The organism is Mycolicibacterium lacusdiani, from assembly GCF_021916785.1.
GTDB lineage: Bacteria > Actinomycetota > Actinomycetes > Mycobacteriales > Mycobacteriaceae > Mycobacterium > Mycobacterium lacusdiani.
Window position 1 is genome coordinate 23,776 of the sequence record NZ_JAKCFC010000009.1, and the last position, 12,388, is coordinate 36,163.

The window sequence follows — 12,388 nt, forward strand, 5'->3', positions numbered from 1 at the left end:
TGGGTACTCGGGTGACCTTCGGCCCTGGTTGCGGGAGGGGCGCAGTGAGAGGTTGGCATGGCGCCGGATCGGTCTGCGCAGGAGGAGAGGACGGTTGATGGATACGTCTCGGTACGTCCGATTCTTCGAGGACATGGGCATCGACGACGTGGCGCTCGTCGGCGGCAAGAACGCCTCGCTCGGCGAGATGTTCCAGAATCTGTCCGGCAAGGGTGTGCGCGTCCCGCACGGGTTCGCCATCACCGCTGCCGCGTACCGTCACATGCTCGACGAGGCGGGCGCGTGGGACCGTCTGCACGCCGAACTCGACGCCGTCGACCCAGGCGATGTCGCCGCGCTGGCGCGCAAGGCGAAGCGTGCCAGGGAAATCGTGTACGGCGCGGGACTCCCCGACGATCTGGCCGCCGCCATCACCGACGGCTACCGCGCGCTGCAACGGGAGTACGGCGAAGAGGTCAGTCTTGCGGTGCGCAGTTCGGCAACCGCCGAGGACCTTCCGACAGCCAGTTTCGCGGGCCAACAGGATTCATATCTCAACATCAAGGGCGAGGCGAGCCTGCTCGACACCTGTCGTCGTTGTTTCGCAAGCCTTTTCACCGACCGTGCCATCCACTACCGGATCGACCAGGGCTTCGACCACTTCAAGGTCTCCCTCTCGATCGGTGTCATGAAGATGGTGCGGTCTGACATCGCGTCGTCAGGTGTGATGTTCTCCCTCGACACCGAATCGGGATTCCGCGACACCGTCTTCATCACCGGCGCCTACGGCCTCGGCGAGAACGTGGTCCAAGGCGCGGTCGATCCGGACGAGTTCTACGTCCACAAGCCGACGTATCTCGCCGGACGCCGCGCCGTACTGCGGCGCCGCCTCGGCGACAAGGCCGTGAAGATGATCCTCGTCGATGGCGAGACCAAGAACACCACCAGGAACATCCCCAGTCCGAAGGCCGACCGCGCTCGGTTCTGTCTCACCGATGCCGACGTACTCGAACTGGCCGGCTACGCGTGCTCCATCGAGGCGCACTACGGCAGGCCGATGGACATGGAGTGGGCCAAGGACGGTCTCGACGGTCAGCTCTACATCGTCCAGGCCCGGCCTGAGACGGTAGCCTCCCAGCACAGCGTGACGGCGCTGGAAACCTATGTGCTGGACGGCGAGGGCAAGATCATCACCGAAGGCCGCTCGGTGGGCGAGCGGATTGCCTCGGGCGCCGCCCGGCGGATCGAGAACCTCACGCAACTAAGCGAATTCAGGCCCGGTGAGGTGCTGGTCGCCGACACCACCACACCCGACTGGGAACCGGTCATGAAGACCGCCGCCGCCATCGTCACCAACCGCGGCGGGCGTACCTGCCACGCCTCGATCATCGCACGCGAACTCGGCATTCCCGCCGTCGTGGGCACCGGTGACGCGACCACGCGTGTGTCCGACGGCGCCGTTGTGACGGTGTCCTGCGCCGAGGGCGATTCCGGCCGGGTATACGAAGGCGCGCTTGATTTTCACGTCGCCCGCACCGAGGTCGGCGACCTCCCCAGGCCCAAGACGCAGATCATGCTCAACCTCGGCAACCCCGACCTCGCGTTCAAGACCTCGTTCCTACCGAACGACGGCGTGGGACTGGCCCGCATGGAGTTCATCATCAGCGAGTACATCCGGGTACACCCGCTGGCCCTGCTGCACACGGAGAAGGTCGAGGACCCGGACGCACGCCGGACCATCGATCAACTCACCAGGGGCTACGTCGATGGCAGTGCCTTCTTCACCGAGCGACTCTCCGAGGGCATCGGCACGATCGCCGCCGCCTTCTGGCCCAAGCCCGTGGTCGTCCGGATGTCGGACTTCAAGTCGAACGAGTACGCCAGCCTGATCGGGGGGCAGAGCTTCGAGCCCTTGGAGAGCAACCCGATGATCGGCTTCCGCGGGGCGTCGCGCTACGCGCATCCCGCCTATGCGGAGGGCTTCGCGTTGGAATGCGCTGCAATGCGTCGAGTTCGCGAGGACATGGGCCTGACCAACGTCATCCTCATGCTCCCGTTCGTCCGCCGCATCGCCGAAGCCGATCTCGTCCTGCTGACGATGGCCGGACTGGGCCTGAAGAGGGGCGAGAACGGGCTCAAGGTGTTCGCGATGTGTGAGATCCCGAACAACGTCATCTTGATCGACGAATTCGCCAAGCGCTTCGACGGCTTCTCCATCGGTTCGAACGACCTGACCCAGCTCACGCTGGGGGTCGACCGGGACAGCGAGATCGTCGCGTTCGACTACGACGAACGCGACGACGGCGTCAAGGAGATGATCCGGATGGCCGTGGAGGGCTGCCGCCGCAACGGGATTCACTCCGGACTGTGCGGACAGGCCCCGTCGGATCATCCTGACATGGCCGAGTTCCTGGTGCGGCTCGGCATCGACTCGATGAGCCTGAACCCCGACACCGTCGTGAAGACCACTCGTCAGATCCTGGAGTTGGAACGCCAGCTCGTCCCCGCGCCATGAAGCTGCCGATCACCATCGACCCGCGTCGCCACGACGCGGTGCTCTTCGATCTGGACGGTGCGCTGACCCGCGAGGTCCCGCTGTTCGGGGCGACGGTCGAGCTGGCCCGCAAGTTGGCGGACGTCGGCATCGCCGCGGCCGCCTATTCGTCGAGCCCGCAATGCCAGCAGGCGTTGAAGGCCGCCGGGGTCGACGACCTGTTCGAGGTATGCGTCGACGGAGTCGCAGGCGAACGCGGGACAACCGAGAAACCCGACCCCGCCGTACTCCTCGAGGCTACCCGTCAGCTCGGTGTCCGACCGCAGCGGTGTGTGGTCCTCGAGAACTCCGTTGCAGGCGTGGCGGCTGCCCGCGATGGCGGGTTTGCGTTGGTCATCGGCATCGACGCCACCGGACGCGCCGAGGAACTGGTCCGCCACGGGGCTGACGTCGTGCTCGCGGACTTCGACGACGTCGCCGTCCGTACCGGGGACAAGCGGATCTCGGAACTCCCGAATGCCCTGGCGTCCTATGGCCAGCTGATCGGGATCACTACCGCACGCGAGTCGATGTTGTTCCTCGACTACGACGGCACCCTGTCCCCCATCGTCTCCGATCCAGCTGCGGCCATGCTCGTCGACGGCGCCGCCGATGCGCTGAGGCACGTCTCCAAGGTGTGCCCGGTAGCCATCCTGAGCGGTCGCGACCTCGCAGACGTCCGCAGCCGGATCGACCTGCCGGGCATCTGGTACGCCGGCAGCCACGGGTTCGAACTGACCGGACCGGACGGCACCGAGCACTGCAACGACGCGGCTGCGGCATTCGTCCCCGTCCTCGAGCACGCCGCCGCCGAACTGAGCGAATGCCTGGCTCGGATTCCCGGAGTGCGCGTCGAGCACAAGCGCTTTGCCGTCGCGATCCACTACCGCGAGGTGGAGCCGGACCGCGTCGGGGAGATCACATCGGCGGTGCATCACGTCGCCGCGCAGGCGGCCCTGCGCGTGACCAGCGGCCGAATGCTCGTCGAGCTGCGGCCAGACCTGGACTGGGACAAGGGCACGACGCTGGCCTGGATCCGCGACCGCGTCGACGGGTCCGGCGCACTGCTTCCGATCTACATCGGCGACGACCTCACCGACGAGGACGCCTTCGATGCCGTCCGGTTCGATGGCATCGGGATCATCGTCGGTCACCGCGAGGACGGCGACCGCAGGACGGCCGCCCACTTCTCACTGGAGAGTCCGGACCAGGTTCGGGAGTTCATGCAGCGCGGGTCCCAGTGGTTGGCCTACAAGAAGCAGGTGTCGGGCGAGGCCTGGAAATTCGTCTTCGACGGATACGATCCGCAGAACGAGAAGCTGCGTGAGACGTTGTGCACGTTGGGAAATGGGTACTTCGCCACCCGGGGAGCCGCTCCCGAGTCGAAGGCCGGACAGGTGCACTACCCGGGCACCTACGCCGCCGGGCTCTACAACCGGCTCGTCGACGACGTGTCAGGCACCGAGATCGACAACGAGAGCCTGGTCAACCTGCCGAACTGGCTGGCACTGACCTTCCGGATCCAGGGTGGCGACTGGTTCGACCTGGACGACGTGATCGTGCTGTCCTACCGCCAGACGCTCGATCTTCGCGGCGCGGTGCTAGATCGGGCGGTTCGCTTCCGCGACACTGCAGGCCGGACGAGCACGGTGACACAGCGACGCTTCGTCGCGATGCACCTGCCCCACGTCGCCGCACTCGAGACTAGCGTCGTCGCCGAGGACTGGTCGGGGACGGTCGAGTTCCGCTCGACCGTCGACGGCAACGTGTCCAATTCTCTCGTGGAGCGGTACCGCGACCTCGCGTCCAACCACCTCGGGTCTGCGGTCACCAGCGAACTGTCGCACGATTCAGTGCTGCTCACCGTTCAGACCACTCAGTCCCACGTTCCCGTTGCCATGGCCATGCGAAATAGGCTGTGGCGCGACCGCGAACCCGTTCCTGCGGTGTTCCGGGTGTACGAGCAGGGTGCCGAGATCGGTCACGACATCGCGGTTGCGCTGTCGGTCGGTGAGTCGGTGTCGGTCGAGAAGGTCGTGACCATTTACACCGGCCGCGACGTGGCGACGTCCGAACCCGGCGTCGACGCCCGACGCTGGGTCGGCCGGCTCGGCCGGTTCGCTGAACTGCTCGATGGGCATCTGACCGCATGGACGCATCTGTGGGAGCGTCTGTCGATCGAATTCGACGACTTCACCGACGAACGGCGGGTCCTGCGCCTACACATGCTCCACCTGCTGCAGACGGTGTCGCCGAACACCCGTGACGTCGACGCCGGGGTGCCGGCCCGCGGACTGCACGGTGAGGCGTATCGCGGCCATATCTTCTGGGACGAGTTGTTCATCTTCCCGGTGCTGAATCTGCGGCTCCCGATGGTCACCCGATCGCTGCTGGGTTACCGCTACCGGCGATTGCCGGAGGCCAGGCACGCCGCGCGGGCGGCAGGCCATTCGGGCGCGATGTTTCCCTGGCAATCCGGCAGCGACGGCCGCGAGGAAAGCCAGCGGCTACACCTCAATCCGCGCAGCGGCCACTGGAATCCGGACGCCAGCGCGCGCGCACACCACATCGGTCTCGCCGTCGCCTACAACGCGTGGAAGTTCTATCAGGTCACCGGCGATCTCGCCTACCTGATCGACTACGGTGTCGAGCTGTTGGCCGAGATCGCGCGGTTCTTCGTCAGCCTGGCCACCTACGACCGGAAGCGCGAGCGCTTCGTCATCCGGGGTGTCATCGGGCCCGATGAATTCCATTCGGGCTACCCCGACGCTCCGTACGACGGGGTCGACAACAACGCCTACACCAACGTCATGGCCGTCTGGGTCATCATGCGCGCCATCGACGCACTGAACCTGGTGCCGCTGCCGAATCGCCTGGATCTCATGGAGACACTGGGACTGACCAGTGCCGAACTCGAACACTGGGACGACGTCAGCCGACGGATGTTCGTCCCCTTCCACGACGGAGTCATCAGCCAGTTCGAGGGTTACGGCGATCTTGCAGAGTTGGACTGGGACCAGCTGCGCGGTCAGCACGGAAACATCCAACGGCTGGACCGCATCCTGGAGGCCGAGCACGATGACGTGAACCGCTACAAGGCGTCCAAGCAGGCCGACGCGCTGATGCTGCTCTACCTGCTCTCAGTCGACGAACTGCGTGAGCTGCTCGCCCGACTCGGTTATCGCATGACTCCGCAGCAGGTCCCGGAGATGGTCGACTACTACCTGGCCCGCACCTCGCACGGGTCGACGCTCAGCAGTGTCGTACACACCTGGGTGCTGGCCCGAGCCAATCGCGACCGGGCCATGGAGTTCTTCACCGAAGCGCTGAAGTCCGACGTGTCCGACATCCAGGGAGGCACCACGTCGGAGGGCATCCACCTGGCCGCCATGGCCGGAACCGTGGACCTCATGCAACGGTGCTTCACCGGTCTGGAGACCCGTTCCAACCGCATCATCTTGTCCCCGCACTGGCCGGAGACCCTTGGCGTGCTGGCGATACCGATCCACTACCGTGGCCTGCACCTGCATCTGCGTGTCAGCGGCAAGGGCGTGATCATCAGCGCGGAACCCCGCGATGCGGCGGGGATCGAAGTGGAGTGCCACGGCCAGGTCGTCGAACTGTTGCCCGGAACCACCGTCCGATTCCCCGGCTGATGGCCGACTCCGCAGACGTGACACCGCTCGCCGACTTGAGCGACGCGCATGCGTCGGCTGGTCCGGTACGCGAACACCGGCCCGTCTACGTCGACTTGCTGCCGCCCTGCAATGCCGGTTGCCCCGCCGGAGAGAACATCCAGGCCTGGCTGGCCCACGCCACCGCAGGGCGCCACGAAGCCGCGTGGCGGCAGCTCGTCGCGGACAACCCCTTCGCCGCCATCCACGGTCGGGTGTGCTACCACCCGTGTGAAACCGTCTGCAACCGCGTCAATCTGGACAGCGCCGTGTCGATCCATTCGGTCGAGCGGTTCCTCGGCGACCTCGCCCGGGAACGCGGCTGGGCCTTCGAACCACCACCTGCCCGCACCGGTCATCGGGTTCTGGTCGTCGGCGCGGGACCCAGTGGCCTCTCCGCCGCCTACCATCTGGCGCGGCGCGGCCACGAAGTCGAGATCCGCGATGCCGGAGCCGGACCCGGCGGCATGATGCGGTACGGCATACCGACCTACCGGCTTCCCAGGGACGTGCTCGACGACGAAGTGAACCGGGTCGCAGCGATGGGCGTGCGCGTGACGTGTGATCATCGCGTCGACGACCTGGCGGCCGAACGGGACGAGGGCGGTTTCGACGCGGTATTCGTGGCCGTCGGCGCGCACCTGGCCAAACGCGTCGACATCCCGGCCCGGGACGCAGGCGTGATGATGGACGCGGTGTCCTTCCTGCGCAGCGTCGCCTCCGGCGAGAAACCGGTGATCGGCTGTCATGTCGCGGTCTACGGTGGCGGAGACACCGCGATGGACGCTGCCCGAGTGGCTCGCCGCCTCGGCGCCGAAGACGCGGTGATCGTCTACCGGCGCACTCGCGATCAGATGCCCGCACACGCCGAGGAAGCGCAGGACGCCGAACGCGAAGGCGTACGAATCAATTGGCTGCGGACGGTCACCGCGTTCGACGGACCCGAAATCCAGGTCGAGATCATGGAACTCGACGATTCGGGCCAGCCACGGCCGACGGGACGCTTCGAGACGCTGGCTGCCGACACGCTGATCATGGCCCTGGGCCAGAAGACGGAGTCGGCATTCATGCGGACGCTGCCCGGGGTCGAGTTCCATGCCGACGGCAGCGTGCGGGTATCGGAATCCCTGATGACCGGCTGCCCTGGAGTCTTCGCCGGTGGCGACATGGTGCCCAGCGAGCGCACCGTGACCGTCGCCGTGGGCCACGGCAAGAAGGCGGCCGGTCACATCGACGCCTGGCTGCGCGGGACGCAGGTCGAACGGCCACCGAAACACCCGACCGTGACGTTCGACGCCCTGCACCTCTGGTACTTCGGTGACACCGCCCAACGTCGACAGCCCGAACTGACGGCCGCGACCCGGGTGCAGAGCTTCGAGGAAGTGGTCGGCGGTCTGTCGCCCGAGGAGGCGGCCTACGAGGCCGGACGCTGCCTGTCCTGCGGAAACTGCTTCGAATGTGACGGCTGCCTCGGCGCCTGCCCCGAGGCAGCTGTGATCAAACTTGGTGTGGGACAGCGGTATCGGTTCGACTACGACACGTGCACGGGATGTGGCGTCTGCGCCGATCAGTGCCCGGTGCATGCCATCGACATGTTTCCGGAGCCAACATGACACGCGCCACGATAGACGGCAACGAGGCCGCGGTATCCGTCGCCTACCGACTCAACGAGGTCTGCTGCATATATCCGATCACGCCATCGTCGCCGATGGCGGAACTGGCCGACGAATGGTCGACCGCACGGCGAACCAATGCGTGGGGCACCGTTCCCACGGTGGTCGAGATGCAAAGTGAGGGTGGCGCCGCCGGTGCACTGCACGGCGCACTCCAGAGCGGCGCACTGACGACGACGTTCACCTCGTCGCAGGGCCTGCTGCTGATGATCCCGAACATGTACAAGATCGCCGGTGAACTCACCTCAGCCGTCATCAACGTTGCGGCGCGATCGATTGCCGCGCAGGGGTTGTCGATCTTCGGCGATCACTCGGACGTGATGGCGGTGCGCCAAACGGGGTTCGCCCTACTCGGGTCCGCCTCGGTGCAGGAAGCCCATGACCTGGCGCTGGTGGCGCAGGCGGCCACCCTGGCAACACGGGTACCGTTCGTGCACTTCTTCGACGGCTTCCGAACCTCCCACGAGATCAATACCATCGAGACGCTGTCCGATGACGATCTGCGCTCGCTGGTGCCCGAGGACCTGATCCGGGCGCATCGTGGGCGGGCACTGTCCCCCGAGCGCCCATTCATCCGCGGCACCGCGCAGAACCCCGACGTCTACTTCCAGGCACGCGAGACGGTCAACCCGTTCTACGCGCGGGTGCCCGATGTGGTCGAGGACCTGATGGCCCGCCTCGGCGAGCGCACCGGCCGGATGATGCACATCGTCGACTACGCGGGCCACCCAGAGGCGGAACGGGTGCTGGTGGTGATGTGCTCCGGCGCCGAGACCGTCCAGCAGACCGTCGCCGCGCTGGTGCAACGTGGCGAGCGGGTCGGCGTGGTGCAGGTGCGGTTGTACCGGCCGTTTCCCGCTGCGGCACTGCTGCAGGCGTTGCCGGCGTCGGTGCGCGTCGTCGGCGTGCTGGACCGCACGAAGGAGCCCGGTTCCTTCGGCGAGCCGCTCTACCTGGACGTGATCGCCGCACTCGCCGAGGCCTACGCCGACGGAGCACGCCCGGTCATGCCGCGGGTCAGTGGTGGACGGTATGGACTGTCCTCCAAGGAGTTCACTCCGGCGATGGTTGCGGCGGTCTTCGCCGAACTGGGCCACAAACAGCCGCGGCGGCGGTTCACCATCGGCATCGACGACGACGTCTCGGGGACCAGCGTCGCCTACGACCCGTCGTTCGACATCGAGTCGCCCGACACCATCCGTGCGGTCTTCTTCGGCCTCGGTTCCGACGGGACCGTCGGCGCGAACAAGAACACGATCAAGATCCTCGGCTCCGAAGAAGGGCTGTACGGCCAGGCGTACTTCGTCTACGACTCGAAGAAGTCGGGCTCGCAGACCGAGTCACATCTGCGGTTCGGTCCTGCTCCCATCCGGGCTCCCTACCTGGTGACCGGGGCCAATTTCGTTGGCTGTCATCAGTTCCGATTCCTCGACAAGATCGACGTGCTCGGCCGGGCCGGTATCGGTGCGACCCTGCTGCTGAACTGCCGACTACCCGCTGCCAAGGTATGGGACGCCCTGCCCCGGCTCGTCCAGGAACAGATCCTGGACAAGCGCATTGCGCTCTACACCGTCGACGCCGACCGGATCGCGCGCGAGGCAGGGTTGGCAGGCCGGATCAACATCGTGCTGCAGACGTGCTTCTTCGCGATCTCGGAGGTGCTGCCACGCGATCGGGCCATCGACCGGATCAAGCGATCAGTGCGCAAGACGTACGGTAACCGCGGCGCCGAGGTCCTGGCCAAGGAGCTGGCCGCGGTGGACGGCGCCGTCGCCGGGTTGCAGCGGATCGACGTACCGGCGAAGATCACCTCCACCCGCACACCGCCACCGCTGGTGCCCTCGTCGGCTCCCGAGTTCGTCCGGAAGGTGACCGCGGAGATGATGGCCGGACGGGGAAACCTGTTGCCGGTCAGTGCGCTTCCGGTGGACGGCACTTACCCCAGCGGCACGACGGCCTACGAGAAGCGCAACATCTCCGAGTCGGTCGCGGTGTGGGACCCCGACAGTTGCATCCAGTGCGGAAACTGCGCCTTCGTCTGTCCGCACAGCGTGATCCGGTCGAAGTTCTACGACGGGTCGCAGTTGGCCGGAGCGCCCGCAGCGTTCGACTCCGCACCGCTCGATGCCGTCGGCCTGCCGAACGCACGGTTCTCGCTGCAGGTCTACGTCGAGGACTGCACCGGATGTGGGCTGTGCGTCGAAGCCTGCCCGGTGGTGCTCCCCGGCGCAGACATCGCCAAGGCGATCAATCTCGGTCCCGCCGAGCCGCGCGTGCTCACGGAGCGGAAGAACATCGAGTTCTTCGAATCGCTGCCCACCAACGACCGGTCCAGGGTGGACTTCGGCACCGTGCGCGGCACCCAATTCTTGGAGCCGCTGTTCGAGTTCTCCGGTGCGTGCGCGGGCTGCGGCGAGACGCCGTACCTCAAACTGTTGTCACAACTCTTCGGAGACCGGCTGATGGTGGCCAACGCGACTGGGTGCTCGTCGATCTACGGCGGCAGCCTACCCACCACCCCGTGGACCACCGACGGCCAGGGGCGCGGTCCGGCGTGGTCGAACTCCCTGTTCGAAGACAACGCAGAGTTCGGGCTCGGCCTGCGCATGGCGAGTGACCTGCACGTCCAACTCGCCCGACGCCGACTGGCCGAATTGCGGGAACCGCTCGGCGCCGATCTCGTCGACGACATCCTGGCCGCGCCCCAGCTACGGGAGTCGGAACTGGCTGCGCAGCGGGAGCGGCTCGCCGAGCTGAAACGGCGCCTCACGGTAATGGATCCAGAGGTCACCGCGGACCTGCTCAGTGTGGTCGACCACCTGGTTCGGCGCAGCGTGTGGATCGTGGGCGGCGATGGCTGGGCGTACGACATAGGATCCGGCGGGCTCGATCACGTGCTGGCGACCGGGCGCAATGTCAACGTGCTGGTGCTCGACACCGAGGTGTATTCGAATACCGGCGGCCAGAGTTCCAAGTCGACGCCCCTGGGGGCGGTCGCGAAGTTCGCCGCCGGCGGCAAGACGGTGCCGAAGAAGGACCTTGCACTGCAGGCGATTGCGTACGGCAGCGTGTACGTCGCGAAGGTGGCGATGGGCGCCGACCCGCAGCAGACGCTGCAGGCCTTCCGCGAGGCGGAGGCGTACGACGGGCCGTCGCTGGTGATCGCCTACAGCCAGTGCATCGCGCACGGCATCGACATGAGCCTCGGCATGGATCAGCAGTACCGCGCGGTCGCCAGCGGTCACTGGCCGCTGTTGCGCTACGACCCGGTGCTGCGCAGCGCTGGGAAGAACCCGTTCCTGCTCGATTCACACCGCCCGCGTATCCCCCTCTCCGACTACGTCTACCGGGAGCTGCGCTACCGCTCGCTGGCCAACGCCGATCCGGTGGAGGCCGACCGTCTGCTCGGGATGGCCCAGCAGGCGGTCGAGCAGCGCTGGGACGTCTACGAGAACATGGCTTCGCGCGGGCCCGAACACTTTCACCCCGACGCACGCAGGGAACGATGATGGAACTGTCCACCCGCTACATGGGCCGCAACCTACGCAATCCGCTGGTCGCATCGGCCTCGCCGCTGTCGAGCGACCTCGACGGTGTCCGGCGCCTCGCTGACGCCGGAGTCGGTGCCGTGGTGCTGTATTCGCTGTTCGAAGAGCAACTTCGCCGCGAAGCCGACGAGAACGCGCGACTGGCGGCCGCAGGCACGGAGAGCTTCGCCGAGTCGCTGTCGTACTTCCCGGGCACCGCAGGAACCGACCATGGCCCGCGCCGATACCTGAACCTGCTCGAACGCGCGGTCGACGCCGTCCCGGTCCCCGTGATCGCGAGCATCAACGGCAGCACGCCGGGCAGCTGGGCCGGCTACGCCCGGTCGATGCAGGATTGCGGCGCGGCCGCGATCGAACTGAACATCTACTACCTGCCCGGTGATTCACACGCCTCCGGACGCGACGTGGAGCAGCGTCACTTCGACATCCTGGCCGGTGTCAAGGCTGCGGTCAGCGTGCCCGTGGCGGTGAAGCTCAGCCCATTCTTCAGTGCCACGGCCGAGATGGCCCGCCGTCTCGATCTGGCCGGTGCGGACGGATTGGTGCTGTTCAACCGATTCCTGCAGCCCGACATCGACATCGAGACACTGTCCGTCGCACCCGGAACGTCGTTGTCACGGTCGGGTGAGGCGCGTCTGCCGATGACCTGGATTGCCCTGCTGCACGGCCGGATCGACGCGTCGCTGGCCGCGACGACAGGTGTCGAGGGCTCCAAGGAACTGATCAAGTACTTGCTGGCCGGCGCGGACGTCGTGATGACGGCGTCAGCGCTTCTGCGGCACGGCCCCGACTACGCCGCCGTCATGCTCGACGGACTGTCCCGATGGATGCGGCACCAGGGATACGACTCGGTCGACGAATTCCGCGGACTGCTCGCCGTCCCGATCGGTGCCGACGAGGCCGAACACGGGCGCGGAGGCTACGTCGACATGCTGCGGCGGGCCAACAGCGCCGATACCGGGTGGTGGTGAGACGGTCCGG

Annotated in this window: 5 protein-coding genes; all 5 read left to right on the plus strand. The window is 66.6% G+C overall.

What is annotated here, in order from left to right:
* Nucleotides 1–97 precede the first annotated feature (97 nt).
* From ppsA to LOK44_RS22895, 5 genes are read left to right on the plus strand one after another with little or no spacing between them, the layout of a single operon-like run.
* The gene (gene ppsA, locus LOK44_RS22875) at nt 98–2,494 is read left to right on the plus strand and encodes a phosphoenolpyruvate synthase (RefSeq protein WP_237572390.1); all 2,397 of its coding nucleotides are present in this window, start codon (nt 98–100) and stop codon (nt 2,492–2,494) included.
* Nucleotides 2,491–6,168, plus strand: a complete 3,678-nt coding sequence (gene otsB / locus LOK44_RS22880; protein ID WP_237572391.1) for a trehalose-phosphatase — start codon at nt 2,491–2,493, stop codon at nt 6,166–6,168. Before ppsA ends, otsB begins: the two co-directional genes overlap by 4 nt.
* Nucleotides 6,168–7,799: an NAD(P)-binding protein gene (locus LOK44_RS22885; protein ID WP_237572392.1), complete on the plus strand. Its 1,632-nt coding sequence runs from the start codon at nt 6,168–6,170 to the stop codon at nt 7,797–7,799. The genes otsB and LOK44_RS22885 overlap by 1 nt, the downstream gene beginning before the upstream one ends.
* On the plus strand, nt 7,796–11,368 hold the full coding sequence (gene nifJ / locus LOK44_RS22890; protein ID WP_237572393.1) for a pyruvate:ferredoxin (flavodoxin) oxidoreductase: 3,573 nt from the start codon (nt 7,796–7,798) through the stop codon (nt 11,366–11,368). Before LOK44_RS22885 ends, nifJ begins: the two co-directional genes overlap by 4 nt.
* Nucleotides 11,368–12,378 carry a dihydroorotate dehydrogenase-like protein gene (locus LOK44_RS22895; RefSeq protein WP_237572394.1) on the plus strand — a complete coding sequence of 337 codons (1,011 nt, stop codon included), beginning with the start codon at nt 11,368–11,370 and terminating at the stop codon, nt 12,376–12,378. The genes nifJ and LOK44_RS22895 overlap by 1 nt, the downstream gene beginning before the upstream one ends.
* The last annotated feature ends 10 nt before the right edge of the window (nt 12,379–12,388 follow it).

Bases quoted from the DNA above. Each gene is read 5' to 3' on its own strand.
- nifJ (WP_237572393.1), top strand. From the start codon at position 7,796: ATGACACGCGCCACGATAGACGGCAACGAGGCCGCGGTATCCGTCGCC.
- otsB (WP_237572391.1), top strand. From the start codon at position 2,491: ATGAAGCTGCCGATCACCATCGACCCGCGTCGCCACGACGCGGTGCTC.
- ppsA (WP_237572390.1), top strand. From the start codon at position 98: ATGGATACGTCTCGGTACGTCCGATTCTTCGAGGACATGGGCATCGAC.
- LOK44_RS22895 (WP_237572394.1), top strand. From the start codon at position 11,368: ATGGAACTGTCCACCCGCTACATGGGCCGCAACCTACGCAATCCGCTG.
- LOK44_RS22885 (WP_237572392.1), top strand. From the start codon at position 6,168: ATGGCCGACTCCGCAGACGTGACACCGCTCGCCGACTTGAGCGACGCG.